Source organism: Paenibacillus sp. 2TAB23, assembly GCF_052115165.1.
Lineage (GTDB): Bacteria > Bacillota > Bacilli > Paenibacillales > Paenibacillaceae > Pristimantibacillus.
In genome coordinates this window covers 104,981-127,053 of the sequence record NZ_JBFRGD010000008.1, presented here as the reverse complement: position 1 = coordinate 127,053, position 22,073 = coordinate 104,981, and the positions used below count along the sequence as shown (strand labels likewise).

The 22,073-nt window shown below is 44.6% G+C and carries 14 protein-coding genes; 11 read left to right on the top strand and 3 right to left on the bottom strand.

Annotated elements, in window-relative coordinates:
• Positions 1-5: 5 nt before the first annotated feature.
• Positions 6-1,229, top strand: a complete 1,224-nt coding sequence (locus AB4Z29_RS13795) for a DUF2264 domain-containing protein (protein ID WP_441943625.1) — start codon at positions 6-8, stop codon at positions 1,227-1,229.
• Positions 1,230-1,490: 261 nt separating this feature from the next.
• Here AB4Z29_RS13795 and isdG read toward each other — a convergent pair whose 3' ends face one another.
• Genes isdG through AB4Z29_RS13780 form a run of 3 tightly spaced genes read right to left on the bottom strand, consistent with a single transcriptional unit; the run spans position 1,491 to position 4,592 of the window.
• On the bottom strand, positions 1,491-2,636 hold the full coding sequence (gene isdG / locus AB4Z29_RS13790; RefSeq protein WP_441943624.1) for a heme oxygenase: 1,146 nt from the start codon (positions 2,634-2,636) through the stop codon (positions 1,491-1,493).
• Entirely contained in the window at positions 2,633-3,631 is a 999-nt protein-coding gene (locus AB4Z29_RS13785; RefSeq protein ID WP_441943623.1) for a FecCD family ABC transporter permease, read from the bottom strand. Before AB4Z29_RS13785 ends, isdG begins: the two co-directional genes overlap by 4 nt.
• 10 nt (positions 3,632-3,641) lie before the next feature.
• Complete coding sequence (locus AB4Z29_RS13780; RefSeq protein WP_441943622.1) at positions 3,642-4,592, bottom strand: ABC transporter substrate-binding protein; 951 nt, start codon at positions 4,590-4,592, stop codon at positions 3,642-3,644.
• Between the two features lie 676 nt (positions 4,593-5,268).
• On the opposite strand from AB4Z29_RS13780, the gene isdE reads away from it, so the two are divergent.
• The 10 genes from isdE (at position 5,269) to AB4Z29_RS13730 (ending at position 22,072) form a co-directional block, all read left to right on the top strand.
• Complete coding sequence (gene isdE, locus AB4Z29_RS13775) at positions 5,269-6,174, top strand: heme ABC transporter substrate-binding protein IsdE (protein ID WP_441943736.1); 906 nt, start codon at positions 5,269-5,271, stop codon at positions 6,172-6,174.
• 58 nt (positions 6,175-6,232) lie between these two features.
• Entirely contained in the window at positions 6,233-7,216 is a 984-nt protein-coding gene (locus tag AB4Z29_RS13770) for a FecCD family ABC transporter permease (protein ID WP_441943621.1), read from the top strand.
• Positions 7,206-7,976 (top strand): ABC transporter ATP-binding protein, encoded by a 771-nt coding sequence (locus AB4Z29_RS13765; RefSeq protein WP_441943620.1) that lies wholly within the window; start codon positions 7,206-7,208, stop codon positions 7,974-7,976. Before AB4Z29_RS13770 ends, AB4Z29_RS13765 begins: the two co-directional genes overlap by 11 nt.
• Before the next feature lie 50 nt (positions 7,977-8,026).
• On the top strand, positions 8,027-9,091 hold the full coding sequence (isdC, locus tag AB4Z29_RS13760) for a heme uptake protein IsdC (RefSeq protein WP_441943619.1): 1,065 nt from the start codon (positions 8,027-8,029) through the stop codon (positions 9,089-9,091).
• A gap of 239 nt (positions 9,092-9,330) precedes the next feature.
• On the top strand, positions 9,331-9,612 hold the full coding sequence (groES, locus tag AB4Z29_RS13755; RefSeq protein ID WP_054026679.1) for a co-chaperone GroES: 282 nt from the start codon (positions 9,331-9,333) through the stop codon (positions 9,610-9,612).
• Between the two features lie 76 nt (positions 9,613-9,688).
• Positions 9,689-11,323 carry a chaperonin GroEL gene (gene groL / locus AB4Z29_RS13750; RefSeq protein ID WP_139992719.1) on the top strand — a complete coding sequence of 545 codons (1,635 nt, stop codon included), beginning with the start codon at positions 9,689-9,691 and terminating at the stop codon, positions 11,321-11,323.
• Between the two features lie 404 nt (positions 11,324-11,727).
• The gene (locus AB4Z29_RS13745) at positions 11,728-12,471 is read left to right on the top strand and encodes a response regulator transcription factor (RefSeq protein WP_441943618.1); all 744 of its coding nucleotides are present in this window, start codon (positions 11,728-11,730) and stop codon (positions 12,469-12,471) included.
• Positions 12,472-13,010: 539 nt separating this feature from the next.
• Positions 13,011-13,949 (top strand): S-layer homology domain-containing protein, encoded by a 939-nt coding sequence (locus AB4Z29_RS13740; RefSeq protein ID WP_441943617.1) that lies wholly within the window; start codon positions 13,011-13,013, stop codon positions 13,947-13,949.
• Entirely contained in the window at positions 13,910-14,650 is a 741-nt protein-coding gene (locus AB4Z29_RS13735) for a clostripain-related cysteine peptidase (RefSeq protein WP_441943616.1), read from the top strand. The genes AB4Z29_RS13740 and AB4Z29_RS13735 overlap by 40 nt, the downstream gene beginning before the upstream one ends.
• Before the next feature lie 603 nt (positions 14,651-15,253).
• Positions 15,254-22,072 carry a hypothetical protein gene (locus AB4Z29_RS13730; protein WP_441943615.1) on the top strand — a complete coding sequence of 2,273 codons (6,819 nt, stop codon included), beginning with the start codon at positions 15,254-15,256 and terminating at the stop codon, positions 22,070-22,072.
• Position 22,073 lies beyond the last annotated feature (1 nt).

The window sequence follows — 22,073 nt, the reverse complement described above, 5'->3', positions numbered from 1 at the left end:
GCATCATGAAAATGGATAAAGACTTGCCTGTTTACAGTAATCTTTCTGACCGACAGTATTGGCTGGAGCAGATGCTTCTCATAAGCAATCCGGTTCTGGAGGCGCTGGCGGAGCGTCGTTTAAAAGAGAAGATGCCGATCGAATTCGCGGACGTCTCAGGGGAGACAGAAGCGGAACGGACGCTGGCTGCAGCTGAGCTTAAGGCGGACCGCGCCAAATATACGCATTTGGAGGCGCTTGGCAGGCTGCTGTCCGGAATGGCTCCATGGCTGGAGAACGGCAAGCTTCTCGGAGCAGAAGATGAGGCACGCATACAGTATGCCGCGCTTGCGCGCGAAGCAATCGATGCAGCTACCGATCAGGCGTCACCGGATTATATGAATTTCAGCGAAGGCTACCAGCCTATCGTCGATGCAGCCTTTCTGGCACAAGCCGTTCTGCGCGCGCCAATAGAGCTGGGGGAAAAGCTGGAGCCTCGGGTAAAGGAGAATCTCGCAGCTGCGCTTAAGCAAACGCGAACAAGAAAGCCGGTTTTCTCAAACTGGCTGCTCTTTGCGGCAACGACCGAGGCAGCCCTGCTCAAGCTGGGCGAGGCCGACTGGGACCCGATGCGGATCGATTATGCGCTGAAGCAGCATGAACAGTGGTACTTGGGTGACGGCGCATACGGCGATGGACCTGATTTTCATTGGGATTACTACAATAGCTTCGTCATTCAGCCCATGCTGCTCGACGTGCTTGCAGCAGCAGGCGGGCAGCATGAGGAATGGGGAGCGATGCGTAAGGCAGTGGCTGACAGAGCGCGGCGATATGCGGAGGTGCTGGAGCGGCTGATCGGGCCTGATGGCGCGTATCCGCCGATTGGGCGATCGCTGGCTTACCGCTTCGGAGCATTTCAAAGCTTAGCCCAAAGCGCGCTGCTTGAAGATTTGCCGAAGAGCGTCAGCGCAGCGCAGGTGAGAAGCGCCTTGTCGGCAGCCATCAAGCGCACGCTCGAGATGCCGGGTAATTTCACGTCGGACGGCTGGCTGACGATCGGCTTCTGCGGTCATCAACGGGACATCGGCGAGCGTTATATCTCGACAGGCAGCCTTTATTTGTGCGCAGAGGTATTTCTCCCTTTGGGTTTGCCGCCGGAGCATGTGTTCTGGAGCGGAGCAGAGGAGGCATGGACCTCGAAGAAGGCATGGTCTGGACTAGCGTTTCCAATCGACACGGCATTGAAATAACGCATAAAGTGGCTATCTGAAAAGGAGAAGCCCGAGTCGGCTAATCCTATTAAATGCTAAAAAACCTTCGACAACCACTCTGAGCTGTGACCCGCAAGAAGGACACTTTGAAAAAAGCGGCCTCTTGTGGGTCACCGTTCACTAGAAGTGGAGCTGAAGGTTCTTTTTAGCTCAATATTGCGTAAAAAGCGGGAACCGCAATTCCCTAAAATAAATGTAGAGATAGTTCTTTAGAAATGAAAGATGCTGCTTCAGCTGTATCTATGCTTCCTTGGCTAACTCCTGTTGAACAGGGGGCAGCGGATTGCGCTTGACCTTCACCTCTTGGAAAGTGATTTTATTGGAAATAATATAGTCAGGCGTCTTGCGATGCGTATGCGACTCACGGAATGCCTCGCTTTTCGTCCAAGCCTGGAAATCATCCTTGGAGTTCCAACGGGTAACAACCGATACCTCATCATATTCCTTCGTGTTCTGCGTGAGCAGAACTTCAAGACCTAGGAAGCCCTCCATGCCCTCTACCTTGCCAATCCGGTCAAACCGCTCGATCAGCTTGTCACCGTTTCCTTTCGTAATCTGCGAAATGTTCGTTACAATAATCATTGTTGCATCCTCCTCGTAATTTTTAGGTATCGGTATAATGATTGGATAATTGTGCTCAAAGCTTACTTTTGCTTCGATTTCGTACACTTGCCTCAAAAAGCGGGATGTAATGACCTCCTGCGGTTTGCCGGTTGAAATAATTTCTCCGTCCTTCATGGCGATAAGGTGATCGCAAAAGGCTGCTGCTTGCTGCAAGTCATGAAGAACCATGACAATCGTGATACCCTGCTCTTGATTGATTTTTCGCAGCATGCCCATCACTTCGAGCTGATGTGAAATATCGAGGAAGGTCGTAGGCTCATCGAGTAAAATGATGCTGGTTTTCTGGGCAAGCGCCATTGCAATCCGTGCTTTTTGCTGCTCGCCTCCCGACAACGTGTGGAACATTCGGTCATCATGCCGCCGTATGCTCATCGTTTTCATCGCCCAATCAATGATTTGGTTATCCTCATCGGTCAGTCTCTGCTTGAACATGCCTTTATGAGGCGATCTGCCGTATGCGATAAGCTCGCGAACGGTAAGCTCCGGCAGCATTTCTTTCGCTTGGGGAAGCATCGAAATGGTTCTAGCGTAGTCTGCTCTGGAATAGATGCCAGCTGCTTTTCCTTGTACGCTGACGTCTCCTTTGTCCGCTTTCAGCAGCTTGGCGACGATTTTTAGAAGAGTCGATTTGCCGGAGCCATTAGGCCCGATTATCGCTGTCATTTTACCTTCGGGAACGGAGGCAGTCACATCGAAGAGCTGAAACATTCCCATTTCATGCTCTATTTTCTCCAAATCAATCGCTGAAGGGGCGTTTGTCATCTCCAATTACTCCTTTTCCTTAATAAATATAGAAAGAACGGTGCGCCGACACAGGCAAGCAAAATGCCAACGGGAAGCTCGATCGGATCAAACCAGGTTCGGGCTATCGTATCGGCAAATACGACCAGCGCTGCTCCTCCAAGGATGGAAACGGGGAGCAGGAAGCGGTAGTCCTCGCCAATGATAAGCCTGACGGCATGAGGGACGACTAGCCCAACGAAGCCGATTAAGCCTGCTGCGCTGACTGCGGCGCCTGCAAGCAGAGAGGAGAGGAGAATTAACAGCAACCGCTGCAGCTCTACTTTCTGGCCGAGCAGCTTAGCAGAATCATCTCCTAGCAGCAGCAGGTTAGCGGGCTTAATGGCAACAATGGTTAATCCGAGACCAATCAGCGCATATGGCGCCATAAAGGAAAGATGATGCCAGCTTCGACCGTTCAAGCCCCCGGACAGCCAAGGCAGAACCGCTTGAATCCGGTCGCTGTAGACGACCATAATGCCGTTCATGACCGCCCCGAGCAGCGCGTTGACGGCAACGCCTGCCAGCACGATTTTGACGGGGGAGGTGCCTTTATCCCAAGAAATAAAGTAGATGACGATGGACGTGGCAAAAGCACCGATAAAAGCAGCCGCTGGCAGCAAATAGCTCAGCTGAGGCAGTAAAACCATCGTGATGACGGCAGCTAGGCCGCCTCCCGCCGAAACTCCGATAATGCCGGGGTCGGCAAGCGGATTGCGCATAACTCCTTGCAGTATGGCGCCGGCTGCGGCAAGGCAAGCGCCTGTGAGCAGGCCGACAAGCACGCGGGGGAGCCGCAGGTTCATAATGATGGTGTCATAGGCGGATTGCGAATCAGTCGTGAAGATTATCCAGATTTCTCTGAGTGAAATCGACACGGAACCGAAGGATAAGCCGTAAAATACGCTTAACAGCAGTAGGATAGGGGCTGTAATTAAGGCAATTGTTCTTCTTCTTGCGCGGATTTGTCTACTCATCTTGATCCTCTCATTGCTGCAGTGCCTCTAGTTTCCCATGCAATAGCTCGAGCGACTCCATGACTCTTGTGCCAGGGTTTGAGCCGAACAGATCGGAGGGCAGCACCTCTACTTTATTTTGCTTGACGGCCTCTAGGCTGCTCCATGCAGGATTGGTCTGCATTTCCTTCAGGAAGCTTTTCTTCACCTCTTCGGGGTCTCCGTGGGTCATGATGAGAATAAGCTGAGGGTTCGCTTCGACGATTCTCTCTGAATTGAGCTGCGCATACTGCGGATAGCTTTGTAAGCCTGGATAGTCCGAAGCAATATTCGTTCCTCCAGCGAGCTCCAATATATTGCCGCTTAATGAATTGGGCAAAGCAGCCATGAACGTACCTGGAGCTCCATAAACGAGCAGTGCACGCGGCTTCGGAGTATATGAGCTGGCTTCGTACTGCTTGATCTTCTCGTCTATTTGCTTAATAAGCTCATTTGCTCGCTGCTCCTTTTGGAGAAGCTGACCAAAAAGCTCAATTTGTTTCTTGATCTCGTCAATCGAATTCGCACTGGTCAAAATAACTTTGGAGCCAACGCCTTCTAGAATCGGAACATCTTTCGTATTCATCGGATTGTTGCCAAGTACGACGTCTGCGCGGAGAAGCGTAATTTTCTCTAGATCAACCTCATGTGCGGATCCGATCTGCTCTACGTCCTCTGCTTCTTTCGCAGCAAGGGGAGTCGTAGAGGTAGGCCTTCCGACGAGGGTTCCGCCAAGCGCATAAATAATGTCGGTTTCACCGTTGCTCAGCGCTACGATATGCTGAGGGACCTCATCAAAAGCGATGTTGCGATTAGCAAAATCCTTAATTTGAATGAGCGATTGCTGCTGGTTAGCAGTCTGGTCGGAGCCTCCAGCCCGAGCGCTGCAGGCAGTTAGTGACAATACAAAAGCAGCACAGCAAATAAGCAAACCTTTCTTCATGTGAACCTCCAAGCTGGGGAATAAATGATAGTGATTATCAATATCACTTATACAATAGTGAAAGTTGCTATCGCTGTCAATATGTTTTCGCCGCAGAATTTGTTTATAATTTCCATACAGAATAGCATAATTAAAGCTTGGTATGGCGCACTATTCGAAAATTTAATAACGGTTGACGAGTACTGAAATCTTAACGTATTATCTATTACGAGTTTACAGTGTTGAATATTTTTGGAAGAGGTGCGGGTTTATAAGAAAATATAGAGAAGTGGTGGAGGGGGCTTTTTATATGTACTTCATGGACTAGGCGGTAAGCCGGGCTGGGCTAGTACATACAAATCGTCGAGGAAGTTTTAACAGACAGGTTATTTTTTTTACTTGTATAATGAGAATGATAATCATTAACTTTGAGCTATCGGATATCTATTCCAAACACACATAGAAGTATTAGTTGGAGAAGTCGTCGAGCATGGATTTATCCAAGGCCAAGCCGGCAATAAGTGCGATCCAGCAGAGAATGCAACCCATGCGGAGGCGCTAACTCTTGTGATGAAGCTCCTAGCGGACAAATAACCATACGAAAAACGTTCAACACAGAACAACGACGAGGATGCCGGAGAGCCGGTGTCCTCGTCATGCTATTCATGAGAGAAAGAGAGAGGAGCGCTTCAACTTGATCGACAAAGCATGGAGCAGAATGCTGCTATTATTCATTGTGATCGTAGCTGCTGGCTGTTCGAATGTTGGCAGTGCAGCTACCGAAAATGAGATGAATGCAAAGGCAGCTGAGCCGTCGGCTGCTGCTAAACCAGAGCAGCGCGTCATCTCTACGACAGTTGCGATAACTCAAATGCTGGATGCGCTCGAGGTAGATCTCATAGGAGTGCCTACCAGCGCAAAGGTGCTGCCTGCCCGATACGATGACGTAACGCGTGTGGGAAATCCGATGAGTCCGGATATGGAGCTAGTCAAGTCATTAAAGCCTACGGAGGTATTATCGGTGACTACGCTGGAGTATGACCTCAAACCCGTCTTCGAAGCTGCCGGCATAGAAGCAAGTTTCTTGAACTTGACTAGCGTGGAGAGCATGAATAAAGCGTTGACCGAGCTAGGCGATACCTACGGCAAACAAGAGCAGGCGAAAGCCATTGTAACTAAGTTTGACGAGAAAGTGGCGGAGATTCAAGATGCGACCGCCAATAAGGAGAAGCCGAGCGTTCTTATTCTGCTAGGCGTTCCTGGAAGTTATCTTGTTGCAACCGAGAAATCATATATCGGCGATCTTGTTCGCCTCGCAGGCGGAGTCAATATCGCACAAGGCGAGGATGTCGAATATTTGGCTTCCAATACCGAATACTTGCATCAATCGAATCCGGACGTTATTTTGCGGGCAGCGCACGGTATGCCGGAAGAAGTGGTGAAGATGTTCGACAAGGAGTTCCAAAAAAACGATATTTGGAAGCATTTCAAAGCCGTCCAGAACGACCGTGTCTATGACTTGGAAGAGGCTTTGTTCGGAACGACAGGCAACCTGTTCGCAGTTGATGCCATTGATGCCTTGATGGAAATGCTGTATCCCTAAGCGGCAGCGAGGCAGCTATTCCGCGACTGCGAGGATCAAGAGATGAAGGAAGTTGGCTATGATTAGGAAAATCGCAAGCTTTATCATCATTGCCGTGCTGCTTGCAACGGCAGTCATTATTTCGGCAATGACAGGAAGCATCAAGGTAGGCGCTTTGGAGCTGTTCCAAGGACTGCTATCGGGCACGAATGAGCAGGTTGAGGTTATCAAAGATTTGAGATTCCCGCGCATTATCGTTTCCATGTTGACGGGAGCGGCGCTCGCTGTTTCAGGCGTGCTGCTGCAGGCCGTTATGCGTAACCCGCTGGCGGATGCAGGCGTCATCGGCATTTCCTCAGGAGCGGGTCTGGTTTCGCTGCTGATTGTAACGATTTTTCCGGGATTGTTTTTTTGGATGCCGTTGTTTTCTTTTATCGGGGGAGCGTTTGCTTGTTACCTGGTTTATGCGCTCTCTTGGAAATCAGGGCTAAGCCCGTTAAGACTGATTTTAGTCGGAATTGCTATCAATGCGACGTTCACCGGGCTTGGCCAATCGTTTAACTACAGAGGGAGCTATGCGGTAACTAGCGTCAACCAAGCAATCTCGTCTATTTTTACGATGAAGACGTGGCAGGATGTAAACATCATCGCGATATACGGAATAGTCGGGTTACTGCTTTCCCTGCTGCTGAGCTCATGGTGCAACATGCTGAGTCTGCAGGATAAGACGGCTAAAAATCTAGGCCTGCGCGTTACAAGAGCGCGGCTGCTTATATCCGTTGTCGCTGTGCTGCTGGCTTCCGTTGCAACGGCGGTAGGCGGGTTGATTGCATTCGTCGGCCTGCTTGTACCGCATATCGCTCGCCTATTGGTAGGCTCCGACCATAAGGTGCTTATTCCGTTTTCGGCACTCGGAGGAGCGCTGCTCATATTGACGGCTGATACATTAGGACGGACGCTGCTAGCTCCCACGGAAATTCCGGCTTCGATTATTATGACGGTGATCGGCGGTCCATTCCTTATATTCATGCTTAGAAAGAGTGATCGCGTCCATGGAAATTAAAGAAATTACGTTTTCCTATGATAAGAAAACCGACCAATTGAAACGGATTAGCAGCAATATCGCACCGGGCAAGGTGACGACCATTATCGGTCCCAACGGTTGTGGAAAGTCTACGCTGCTTGGCGTGATGTCTCAAAACTATAAGCCGCAAGCAGGCGAGATTGTACTGGATGGCAAAGCGCTCAGCTTAACGAAACCGAAGGATTTGGCAAAGCGGCTGGCAGTTGTCCATCAGCAGAACGAGGCTCCTTCTGATTTGACCGTTGAGAAGCTGACGAGCTTTGGCAGACTTCCGCATCGCAGCTTATTCGGGCAGACGGAGGAAGAGGACGAGAAGGCAGTGGAATGGGCGCTGGCTTGTACCAATCTGCAGGATAAACGTTCTCTGAAGCTGGACCAGTTGTCAGGCGGAGAGCGGCAGCGCGTATGGATTGCTATGGCATTAGCGCAAAAAACAGAAATATTGTTTTTGGATGAGCCAACCACTTTTTTGGATATTTATTATCAGATCGAGATTCTCCAGCTCGTTCGAACGCTTAACGAAACCTACGGACTGACCATCGTCATGGTGCTGCATGATATCAACCAAGCTATTCGATACAGCGATACGATTATTGTGATGAAGGCCGGTGAAATCGTCAAAGAGGGTACGCCGGAGAGCGTGATTACCGAGGAGATCGTGAAAGCCACGTATGGCGTTGATGTGATACTGAAACAGGATAAGCTTACAGGGCTGTATATGATACCGGTGAGCATTTAATCATAATGAGCACATTTTGATGCTTATTATAGAAGAAAGGCGGAATAAATATGCGTAAATTGTCATTATTAATCAGTTTTTGTGTTTGTTTTGTCGTATTGTTCGCGATACCTGCCGTAAGTGCAGCAGAATATGCAGACGGTACATACAGCATCGATTATGTCATTAAGAAAGCGGAGGATGAATCGGCTTCGATGGCCAATGACTATTGGGAGAAACCTGCCAAGGTAATTGTCGATAAAGGAAAGCTGACGATTCAGATTCAAATCAACCACAGCAAATGGGTCACGGAATTCAAAACACCTAACAGCAGCGGTGGATATTCCGAGGCCAAGATGATTAGCAGCAACAAAGCAGATGATACGCGGCTGACGCAGTTCAGCGTAGAAGATCTCTCTGCGACTATGCTATCCAAAATTCACGTTACGGTGCCGGATATCGATTATGACCATGATTACACGATTCGCTTCGATTTCGATGCGGGCAGCATGAAGCTGATTAGCAAGCCAGCGGTCGTTAAGGATGAGACGCCTGCAGCTACTAAAAAGCCGACCGATGCGCCAAAGGCGACCACGGTGCTCAAAACAACGGCAGCGCCGACACCAAAGCCGGCGACTACGGTGCCCAAAGCAACGGCAACACCGACACCAAAGCCGGCGACAACTGAGCCCGCAGCGACTGCAGCCGCTGCGGAACAACCGGCAAAGGATAGTGCTTCGCCAACTGCGGCGGCGGGCAACGGCACAGAGGAGCCGGTTGCTGTTATTGCATCTGAAGAGCCGGCAGCTGCAGTTGCTATTGCAACTGCAACCACAACCGCAGCTGCGTCTCCAGAGCCTTCGCCAGAATCTACCGAGCTAGCTGCGGAAGCTGTAGAGGTGTCTGAAGCTCCTGTAGCGGAAGGCGAGCTTGCTTCGGAGGATACTGGGGGTGCGAAAGTGGAAACCGCATCCGTTGAGGGGGACACACAACTGGCTAGTGCAGAAGTAGCGGGAGAAACCGAGTCTGGCAAATCCAGCTCAAAAGGCTGGATCACTTCATCGGTCATTTCCGTTGTGATTATTTTGGCAGGGGTAACGCTTATTCTCATTCGCAATCGTAGATTGAAGAAATAAATCGTTTGGACGAAGGAAGAGGGTGCTGCTAGTCGGCATCCTCTTTATGCTGAAAACGGTAATACGGGATCGATTGGAAGAGACTTCTTAAGCTTCAGTGTAAATAAACGGAAAATTAAGACCAAGCACTTGAAATTGGGAACGAAAATGAGTATGATAAAAATAGTTGTTAGCACTTGAAGGTTTCGAGTGCTAACGAGAATAAAAGCAGCGACAAATTTTGAAGGAGGCTATTTTCAATGATCAGACCTTTGGGTGAACGCGTATTGATCGAAGCAATCGCGAAGGAAGAAACAACCGCTAGCGGTATCGTATTGCCGGATTCGGCGAAAGAAAAGCCACAAGAAGGCAAAGTTATCGCAGTAGGCAGCGGTACGCTAAAAGATGGCGTTCGTATTGCTTTGGAAGTGAAAGAAGGCGACCGCGTTCTTTTCTCCAAATATGCAGGCACTGAAATCAAATACGAAGGCAAAGAGTATTTGATTATGAAAGAAAGCGAAATTCACGCGATTTTTGAATAGCAGCCCGACAAGGGTCACATAGAAGGCAAGACACGTAAAAGCATCTTACTTAAACTATTTTGGGAGGTTTCTGTTCATGGCTAAGGAAATTAAATTTAGCGAAGACGCTCGTCGCGCAATGCTGCGCGGAGTTGACGCTCTTGCAAATGCGGTTAAAGTTACACTAGGTCCAAAAGGCCGTAACGTTGTACTTGAGAAAAAATTCGGAAGCCCGCTTATCACGAACGATGGTGTATCCATTGCGAAAGAAATCGAGCTTGAGGACGCTTTTGAAAACATGGGCGCTCAGCTTGTTAAAGAAGTAGCAACAAAAACAAACGACGTTGCTGGTGACGGTACAACTACCGCTACTGTTCTTGCTCAAGCGATGATTCGCGAAGGCTTGAAAAACGTTACTGCAGGCGCTAACCCAATGGTTATCCGCAAAGGTATCGAGAAAGCCGTTAAAGCTGCTGTTGAAGAGCTTAAAGCGATCTCCAAACCAATCGAAGGCAAACAATCGATCGCACAAGTGGCATCGATCTCATCTGCTGATGATGAAGTGGGCCAATTGATTGCAGAAGCTATGGAAAAAGTCGGCAACGACGGCGTTATCACTGTAGAAGAGTCGAAAGGCTTCGTTACAGAGCTTGAAGTTGTAGAAGGTATGCAATTCGACCGTGGTTATGTATCACCATACATGATTACTGACACGGACAAAATGGAAGCCATCCTTGACAACCCATACATCCTTATCACTGACAAAAAGATTACGAGCATTCAAGAGATCCTTCCGGTTCTTGAGAAAGTCGTTCAATCCGGCAAGCAATTGCTAATTATTGCTGAAGACGTAGAAGGCGAAGCGCAAGCGACTCTAGTCGTGAACAAACTTCGTGGAACATTCACTTGCGTGGCTGTTAAAGCTCCAGGCTTCGGCGACCGTCGCAAAGCAATGCTTCAAGATATCGCTGCTCTTACAGGCGGTCAAGTGATTACGGAAGAGCTAGGCCTTGAGCTGAAATCAACTGGCGTGGAATCCCTAGGTTCCGCTCGTCAAATCCGTATCACAAAAGAAACAACAATCATCGTTGACGGCAGCGGCAACTCCGCTGACATCGTTGCTCGCGTGAACCAAATCCGCGCTCAACTGGAAGAAACAACTTCCGACTTTGACCGTGAGAAGCTTCAAGAGCGTCTTGCAAAATTGTCTGGCGGCGTTGCAGTAATCAAAGTTGGCGCAGCTACAGAGACAGAATTGAAAGAGCGCAAGCTCCGCATCGAAGATGCCCTTAACTCCACTCGTGCAGCGGTTGAAGAAGGTATCGTATCGGGCGGCGGTACTGCCCTCATTAACGTATACAATGCTGTTGCTGCTGTTAAAGCAGAAGGCGACGAGCAAACAGGCGTAAACATCGTTCTTCGTTCACTTGAAGAGCCGCTTCGCACAATCGCAGCTAACGCAGGCCAAGAAGGCTCCGTTATCGTTGAGCGTCTGAAAAACGAAAAAATCGGCGTAGGCTACAACGCAGCTACCGGCACATGGGTAAACATGTTCGAAGCTGGTATCGTTGACCCTGCTAAAGTAACACGTTCCGCGCTTCAAAACGCAGCTTCCGTTGCAGCTATGTTCCTGACAACTGAAGCGGTTGTTGCTGACAAACCAGAGCCTAAGGGTGCTGGCGGCGGCATGCCAGATATGGGCGGCATGGGCGGTATGGGCGGCATGATGTAATTTTGATCACATGATTAAAAAATAGGCTACTCACGAGTTCAATTTGAACTTTGTGAGTAGTCTTTTTTATTAAGCGATGTGTAGTTCATCAAGTATTTGGTTAAATTTGAATAATTTTTTTTGTGATTTCACTATAGACCTTTAGCGCCCGACCATACTTTTGTCGTGCACGGTCATGTTTCTGTAGGCGTGTAAATGAATAGTTAGAATCCGCTAAAGCTGCAAGATAGCAGGGAGAGCAGGCTGATCAGCAACGCTAGTAACAAACTTAACATACGTCTTTTCATATAAGTCCCCCTGACACTGGAAAGTATTCCAAAACGAAATGTAATGATGTGCATAAAGCAAAATCTTAAAGATTCCTTTACATTTCATAACTAGTCCGATCTTCCATGCTAAGATAGGTGTTAAATGCCAACATCCTGTCGATTGAGAAGAAGGAAGGTGACATTAGGATTGACACACAAAAAATTATGATTGTCGATGATGATCCCCATATATGCGAGATTGTTCAGGTGTATTGTGAGCGGGAGGGCTTCATAACCGCATGCAGTCATAACGTGGAAGCTGCTATGAAGCTGCTTGCATCGTTCGAGCCGGATTTGATTGTACTGGATGTGATGCTGGCTAATGATAACGGCATAGATTGGTACAAGGACGCGCGCAGCTATACAAATGCGCCGATCGTATTTCTAAGCAGCCATGAGGAGAACGGGATCAAAATCAGCGCATTAACCTATGGCGGCGACGATTATGTAACCAAGCCGTTCAGTCCGGGAGTACTCATGGCCAAGATAAAGGCTCATCTTCGCCGAGTATCGACGGGCAGAAGGGAAAAACTGCTAGAGTTGCCGAGTTTGACGCTGGATTACTATGCGCAGACCATCAGCATGGGGAGTAAATCCGTCTACTTATCGAAGAAAGAGTTCAGCCTGCTATCCTACATGGCACAAAACGTCAATCGTGCCGTCACTGTTGATGCGTTATTCCAGCTCATCTGGGGAATAGAGAGTTTAGAGGATACGAGAACAGTGGCGGTACATATCAGTAATTTACGTAAAAAAATCGAGGCAGATCCCGTTAATCCTGAGAGAATTATTACAGCCCGAGGGACTGGCTATATGCTGGTTGATCGTGGTTTGACTTAGAAAACCAAAAACGTGAATCGTAGAGTTACAACTTATCTTCGGAGGTAATTCGTCTGGTATCAAAAGAAACAATCCCAATGATGCGAATTTTGGACCTCTGTAAAGAAAGTAGACTGAGATTTTTTTCTTACACCGCCTGATGGGGGGACAAATGTTTTTAAAAGCGGGGAAATAGATTAGGCATCCGTATTCCAAGTCAGATCGCCGAAAGTATTGCAGTCAGTCAAGCTTGTAAGAGTCTGATCTTCTGGAGATCAGGCTCTTTTCGCGGTTGCCAGAAGTGAGTTGCAAGTGCGAACTTAAAGATTTCTTTAACTTTCACATAGGGGCTAATCCGCCATGATAGGATAAAGCAGCTAATGTAGGAGCAAATATGAGAATTATGTACCGGGTACTACAGCTACTTTAGAATGGGAACCACTTGAGGGAGTTCAAAGTTATAAGGTCAATCGCTTGGGAATCGGCTAGAATATTATCGATATCCCTTTTTATTTTTTACATATAAGAAGGGAATTTTCAAATGGAAAGGTCGGAATTTGATGAAAAATATCCGAAGTTTAATCATTTTTCTAATCTTGCTTCTTGCAACAACTCCAACAGCAGCGGCACAAAGCTCAAGCTATGCAGAAGGGCTTAACCGCTTGGGACTGTTCAGTGGAACGGGGAATGGATATGAACTTTTGAGGGTGCCTACCAGAGCAGAAGCCCTTGTGATGATGCTTCGTCTGTGGGGGAAGGAAGAAGAGATTAAGAAAAATACCTACAAAAATCCATTTAATGATACGGGTTGGGAAAGTCCCTACGTGTCATATGCATATACAAAAGGTGTAGTTAACGGAATTAATGAATATAGTTTTGGAGGCAACCGACCCACTTCTCTAAACCAATATTGTTCAATGGTTTTAAGGGTTTTGGGATATTCAGAAACTAAGGGCGACTTTACCTATGAAACCGCGGTTTCTTTCGCTTCAATGGTATTAGGAATAGACCTTACAAAAGAAGTCGAATTCAATCGAGGAACTCTTGCAAAAATAAGCAGCTATGTTTTAAACACAAGACCCAAAAACCAAATTGCAACACGAGGTGAAACTCTTCGCGAAAAAGATGTTTTCACAACGCAAGGTTTAAACGAGGCAAGGTCACTTTGGGAGCAGGATAAAAAATTTGATTCATCGACGATTTTAATATATGCAGTTGGTTCTGACCTTGAATCACAGCAAGGTAGGCTAACAGATGACTTGGAGGAAATTTTTCGTGGTCAGCCAACCCAAAATACGAAAATCCTGATTCAAACAGGTGGAACGCTCAAATATCACAACAAATATATGACTAATGGAGCATCAGAACGCTTTGAAGTTGACAATGGACAACTTAAAAAGCACGAAAGCCGCATCCAAACCGCCGCATCAGACCCTAAAACACTAAGGGATTTTCTTGTTTGGGTAAAACCGTTGCACCAAGTGAGCGTTATATACTGATTTTATGGGACCATGGGTATGGTACAATGGGTGGGTTTGGTGCAGACGAGCTAAACGAACGAAAAACGATGAAGGTTTCGGAGCTTTCGAAGGCAATCGATGCATCAGATATGTATTTCGACTTAATCGTCTTTGATGCATGTCTTATGGGCACACTTGAAACGGCCTATGCCCTTAGAAACCATGGCAAATATCTCATAGCTTCTGAAGATTCAACCCCCGCAGCAGGATTGTTTTATACCACATGGATAGGTGCGATGGAGCGAAACCCACAAATTAGCACTGAAAGAGTAGGGCGTTTAATTTTAGATTCCTTTACCCTTCATTCGGGAATTGAAGCTAATATGCAAACAACAATGTCAATGATGAAGCTTTCTCAGGCTGAATCATTGGTTAATGCAATAGAAAATGCACAATTTGATTTCTCACTAACAGACCTTGCAAACAACTCAGAGCTATTAGGCAAAAACGAAGGGGTATTTGATCAATATGATCTAATAGATATAATGGGCAAATCATCAAAAATTACTGCTGCAGCTCAAGCACTTGCCTTCGAAGTGAGAAATTCAGCAGGCTATAAAAATCGCAACGGCGTGGCTTTGTACGTTCCTAACAAGAAAATTGAACATGCAATTGAAATGAAAGAAGAACTAAAAGCCATCGGTCTTAGTTCAAAGTATATAAAAACTATTTTTAACTGAAATTAGTTGTTAAGGCTGATCGTTGTCCAGAATGGCCATGACGATGTTGAATCGAATAAATATCCTGAATGTGGTCTTATCATTGTTGCGCTTCACCGGGCTTCAGAATTCCAGCCACACTTAGAATGTCAACCACGAAGTAGTCAGCAATGCCCTTGATGGTTTCTGCTTAGAGGCTTTGCATGAGTTCACCAAACTCTTGCAAGTCTCTTTTTTGCGTGTCTGGGTCATAGGAAGGTAAAACCGTTTCGTCGTGTCGTCCTCCTTCTCCGCTTCTTTCTTCGACGACCCGGTGGAACAACGGTTGCTGGCTTCGTAGTCTAGTCTACCTACGAAAGTTAAAGTTTTCTTTATAAAGCAGCAGTGTTTCTATCAACGATGGTATTATGGAATGAAAATATTGTCGAAATTTGGTTGTCACGGTTCATAACTGCCGATGAATTTACTGCTGATGTAGCGGGTGGAAGCTGGCTAATTAGCGAGTGTGAAAATGCAAATTTAACAAACGGATTATAAGGTGTTAGGTCACTATGCGTTCAAAAGTGGATGCGATGGAAAAGAACGAAAAGATCTTACAATTACGATTATACGAGGAGGGATTTTATGAAGAAGATTTTAAGTTTGATACTAGTACTTTCGCTTCTAACATCAGTAGCACCTGTATATGCGAATGTAGCAACAGAGTACAATTATGTGTTCGGTGTGAAAACAGGAGGAAACGAAGACGGAGGAACAGGTGATGATATTTACATGGGCGTAAGTACCTATGAAACTGGAGTAAGCTCTGATCAAGTAGCAAAGCTTGGCGGCGCTGCGGCTTGGTCTGATGTGCAACATCCATTTAAATTGCAAAATATTCCACCGTGGAGAATGAATGAATTGGTTTTTTGGCTGGTGGGCAGTGATGACTGGTACGGTGCGTCTGTGGTTCTGTGGCTACCTTATATTGATGGGAAAATAAATCCAACACAGGCGAAGACCATTACAATAAACTCATGGACAAAAGATCAGGGCAGACTTTATCGTGATATTTCAGATGTTACAAAAAGGAAATTCGCCGCTATGGGTAATGTTGATATTGGTGGTGGAGAGTTCTACCTTGATGCTAATTCGTCAGGCTCTGAACTTGTAGAGTGGGACAAAAAAGTTAGAGATCAATATGGTGAATACGACATTATGCAATATGAAGATACTCCAGTACTCAACTATACCGTTTCGGACGATGCTGTAGGTAGAGATTGGTTAACATTCGAAGAGCCAACAAAAACAAAAAATTTCAAGTTAGATATTGACCGTAAAAAGCTTCACGATGCAATGGTTGCAAAGGAGAAAGCTGAGATCTCACTAACCTATAGGGTGGCGCTCCTTGCCCAGTCTACCAACGCTGAAAGCCTTGGAGGGACTTTTGCCCATACAACTTCAGGAAATCCCGAAGTTAAAACCTATTTAACAACAAAAATAGGTCAAGCGGATTACTATTATAAAGATGTTACGTATACTTTCTATCGCAGCATATTTGACTTGGGCAACGAAAATATTTCGGAAACAGCTACTTTCTCGCATGCAACGGATCATCGATATCTAAATCGAAAATTAACAGATGTTAATATTACCGTTGATGCCCTTTCCATACATAAAAAAAATATGACAAAAGAAATGAAAGAAGAGCTTATAACTAATTTCCAAGCAACACCAGTGTTATATCTTGGAAATAGCACTGCAACACCACTTGCTAATCTTACCATGACAAAACGATTAGGAGAGGATGGTAAACCAAATGGTACGCTTCAGTTTACGGGGCAAGTACCAATGGATGTTAACGAGGTTGAGAGTGAGGGAATAAGGCTACAGCTTAATGATGTGTCTACCTTTTTAATGAAAAATGGTCGAAATCAGCCCTATTATTTGGAACGGCCAACACCAGAATCAAATTCGGCACAAAGTTTTTATTTTTCTACTCATAAAGTTGACACAAGAACACCAACGATAAGAGTTGCCGATGAAGATGGACTTGATCTAACAGGGCAAAATGCCATTCAAAATAATGTTAAAAAGATGCATCAATTTTATATGGTGGCTAGCGAAACACTCTACCCAGAGGGAAATGCAGCCCACACCATCGATAATCAAAACTATTTTAAATACGAGCTGTACAAGAAAAACGGGAATGTCTATGAACCGACAACGACCAGAATAACAAACTTTGACGGTACAGGTAGCGCAGCTAAAGTTACAGCACCTATTAGTACGCAGGTATTAAAAGGAGTGAGTGTAAACTTACGTCCAATTGATCTTACAGAGGGCGAATTCAAGCTTCGATTGTATGGATGGGATAAAGCTGACAATTCACTAGGCGGAGATGCGGGATATTCAGAAATTGAAAATATTAAATTAGATAACCAGGCTCCGCGTGTAACGATTCACGAAACTGTACAGCCGCAAGATGCGCAGTCTCGTAAAAGAAATGACTATAGATTTGAAATGAATGATTATCAACAAAGCAATGGCGGTTGGTCTAGAACGTATTATACGTTTATGAACGGTACTGCTGTGCCGCCTAATACGCCAATTGATGAAATAAAACTTGCATCACAAGAAATTTCTTCCATTCAAGGCACATGGGCATTTGTAGATTCAAAAGGTGAAAGTACAACTGCTTTATTATCTATTCCAAAAGGTGATAGTTTTGACGGGACTCTATATTATTTCACAATGGACTCAATAGGTAACGATTCAAGAAACGAGCAAGTGTCAAAATATTATACAAAAACAGTGCAGATATTTAATGGCTCTGTAACGGATACCCTTATTACAAAGGATACGGGTTCTCCAAGTCCACGTTTTGATATCGAATTCGATGTAAGTAATCCAAATATCGAAACGAAGTATAGATGGGTCTCTCATCCTAGTAATGGAATAAGCTTCACACAAAACTTTACTGTCTATGATGCAAGCCACGATGTTGGTGCAGCTGATAAAACTAATAGTAACGGAACTCTAGTTTCGATGGACGGAAAATATATACTTGAATATCGAGTTACAGATAAACGCTCTGGCAATACATCAGACTTTTCTCGAGAGTTCACTTATGACAACAAATCTCCGGAAATTAGTTATATAGTTGGAAATCAGCATGATCATTTCAAGTCAACACATCAGTTTAAAGTTAAAGTGACAGATACAAGTGGTATTGCAAGTGCAAATTACTATTTAGCTAATCCAGGAACGGAAACAAAGATTGAAAATACGCAAAGTTATCCGCTAACACTGACACCAAATAGTGAAGGTGTATTTGAAGTTGATCAAACCTTGACAATGACAGGACTTCCTTCAGGTGCTTATAGCATTGTTGTTGTTGCAACGGATCTTCATGGTGGAGAAAGTAAAAAGATTTCCCCTTACTTTGGAATGAGGTCAGGACCTGCGACAATTGAGACGTTAACACATTCCCAACCAAAGACTATAAACGGAATAGGTGCAACAAATGACGGAACATACAATGTCTATGCTGAATTGAATGAACCCCATGCAGCTTGGACTTCTGAAAGCACAACAAAATATCAAAAGCCGGTATATTATGCAACAATTGATGGAATGCCAACAGATAATGGTGTTTTAGTTCCAACCTTTACAGCGAGCAATAATGCAGGTGGTAAGTATGTATTTACACTAAATACACCTGTGCCGCTTAAAGAAGGTGTCAATACCATTTATCTTCAATTTGGACTTTTAAATCATCCTGCTGACGAAAGACCAGAGTTTTTAACAGAAACAAGACCTATCAAAATCTTATATGATAGCCAAGCACCAACTTTTGAATTACCAGACTACAGCACCATTCAGCCAACAAACTCATCCGTAACTGCAAGAATAGTAGCAAATGATGTTGGCACAGGAATTTCAAAGCTGACAGTTGCACCAGAATATGCGGACAAAATCACAATTTCTTCTTATATAAACGGTGCATTCACAGTAACTGTGAGCGAAAACGTTACAACAAACCTAGTACTATCTGACGAGCTTGGCAATAGTGTTTATGTTCCAATTTCAGTTTCGAATATTGATAAGGCAGCTCCGACTGCAATTGCATCAAGTGAAATCGTAACAAATGGAGCAAGACAGGATGGTCTTATCACAGTCAATGTTTCAGATAAGAGTGACACAACCGTTTCATTAGCACTTATTAAGGATCCAACAGCAAATCATATTCTTATAGAAGAAGACTATGCGCTGTTTAATTCGAGTAAATCAGTAACGTTGCAAAGTAGTCAGCCAATTGTTAATGGTGAAGGAAACAAACAGAAAACGTATACCATTGATTTGAAAGGGCTAAGTGGAAACTATGCAATTGGAATGAAAGCCGTCGACAATTCAGGCAATATTACTGAAAAAGTATTCGTTGACTCAAAGCTAAATTTGGTGGACGCGGAAGCATCAATTGTAAGTGTTAGCGCAAACCCTGCCATAACAAAAACGACCTCAACGGTTACTGTTTCATTTAATGTTCCAGTAACGCTCATGCCTAATGCACCAATTGAGGGTGATAAGGTGAATGAAATGGCAAGGTCGAACCATCTTTATACCGGGCTGTTAACAACATCTGTTGRCTATGTGATGGACTATGATCTTGTTATACAAAACAATAACGAAATTAGTCTATATATTCAGGATGAGGCTGGAAGGGATAGTGTTCTAAAGTTCACACCTGATGTTGCATTCATTGAAGGATTTGAGATTACAGGGAATGTGGAGAAAAATGGAACTGCTATCCAAAATGGAGGATTTATATCCTATAAGGAAAGCGATAAGCTTTACTATGTTATTGTTCCTAATCCTAAATATTCTGGACAATTTTTCTTTGTCGAAAACGCCAGATTGTCTGGCTTGGAACTAAATACGGAGCTAAGTGTACTTGATCCTTCATTTACAGAGGAAGAAGGAAGAACGGCTTATTCCAAGCTTGTATTTGAAGCGCTAAGAGATGGGAAGACAACAAAATCAGCTTACTTCGAGGTCTATACAACAGAAGGCGTTCAAGAGGATCGGATGGAAGATGCGTATGTTGCAATCTCAGTAGTTGACGAAACTACACCTGTTGCTAATGTGGAGTATTCGAATACTGAGCCAACAAACCAAACGGTGAATGCAGTGCTTTCGATATCTGACCCGGAAAGCGGAATTTTAAAGCTTGAACGTTCATATGACGGAATAAACTTTAACCAAATTGACTCCATTGCCTCTCATACCGAAAGATTTGAACAGAATGCAACGGTATATTTCAAAGTAACGAACCAAGCGGGTATGGAAACAACCGTACCAATTACAGTTTCGAATATGGATAAAACACCAATTACAGAAGATGTACACTACAGGATAGAATACACCTACGAGAACTATCTAGGAAATTGGGTTCCCATTCAAGAAGGAAAGGCTTATAGAAGAGTAATGGCAACCGTTAAGCCTATCGGTGGTGGGAAAACGCTATCGATGACTAACAACAACGCTTCCTTTTCAAGAACGCTAACTGAAGATATTCATTCATTCACCTTTGAGTTTAGAGATCGATCAGGAAACACAAATTCTCGTACGGTTAGCTATAAGCAATTTGATAACGCGATTGGTCAAACCTCTTATGTGTTATCGAACACTTCAAAGACGAATCAAAATATACATGCAACGATCACATTAACAGACGATTCAGGTGAAATATCATTTGCAGAGGTTAAGAAGGGCGATGTCGTGTATCCATTCAAAGGTGAGCCACTTGAGAATGAATATGTCGTTGAACTTGATAGCTCAGGCATTTATTATGTGACAGCGTATGACTATGCAGGAAACAAGTGGACTACTCCAATAACAGTTTCAAATATTAACAAAGTAGTGCCCATTGCAACTGCAAGGACGTACAGCACACTACCAACTGAAATTACTACACAAAGCGTAAATGTTGAGTTGACGCAGTTTAGCAAAGATATCAAAACAATTAAGGTCACAGGTGTTGAGCCGATTGGAAGCTTAACCTATAACGATATCGTTCATATCCCTGGTACCAAAGCTGTTCGCCTTAGAAAAAATGGTACAGTTACAATGTTCTTTGTTGATGACTATGGTAACGAAGGTCATGAAATTATTACAATTTCAAATATTGTATCTACACCACCGCAAGTTAGCGCAGCTGCAACATTAGCAAAAGATAAGCTCAGTGTGGATGTGTCATTTGACCAAATTCGGGACAGTGATGGCGTTCCGCTCGACATTCTTAGAAATATGAAAGACCTTGCCGTTTCTTATCGTGGATATGAATATGCACTTTCAACAGAGGTTAAAAATGAAGCTGGTGATGTGGTGTCTTATAAAGATACAGTCATCAACGTTAAAACCAATGGGGAGCACGTCTTTCAAGTTAGAGACAAAACAGGATTAACACAAAAAATTCTGCTAACGATTGAAGGAATTGAAGTAGGAGCGCCAAAGATTAAAGAAATTCGTTGGTCTTATAAATATCTTGTGAAAAACGGAGCTGGTGAGTGGGTAGAACAAGATTATCAAAGCCAGATTAAGGTTGGAGTTGACACATCCGGAAAAGAAGAAGGTTATGTTGTCGGAACGGATAAAAATCCAATAACAAACCAAGATGTCAATGTCACTGTAATCACTGATAAAGATACGAAGTTCGTTGGAGGAAACGACGTTTGGGAACTAGATAAGTCATTGAACTATAGCAACAATGGACTTTATGTCTTTAATCTTCAAGGAAGAACAGGGGAGCATACTTCGTATGGTGTTAACATTGGTCTCATCGACAAAACACCTCCTGAGCTCAAGCTTAAAAATGGTGAAGAGCTAATCTTCATCGAAGGAATGACACCTCAAAAAGATGCTTCAATTGCCTATGATAAATCAAAGCTTCTCGACTTTGAAGCATGGGATATGGTTGCAAATAAAAAGGTCGATTTAACTAACCGAGTCAGCATCAGCTATGGTGTTGGCGGGCGAGTATTTAATCCGGACAACATCTCGGCGAATGAATTTAATCGCTCTAACCCTTACTATATAGACTATACAGTAAGAGATGATGCAGGAAATCAAACTACAATTCGTCGAACAGTACGTCTTGTAGGTCTTTATGACACAATAGCGCTTGTTAACGGAGTAATGCCTGACAGTTCGAATGTTGCAACGGTGATTGGAAACAAAGTTGAAATTTCACTGAAAAACTTTGCTGGAATTTCGTATGCACGTTATGAAAAAGGCATTTTAACACAAGGCCAAATGAAAACAAAAGGAACTGTGCTGCGGGAGAAAAACGGAGTGTATACAATTGATAATGTCTCAAATGGTTGGTATACCGTATATATTCAAACGGATAAGCGTGACTATTTCAACATTTCTGTATATGTTTCAAACAAAGGAGGGAAATAGG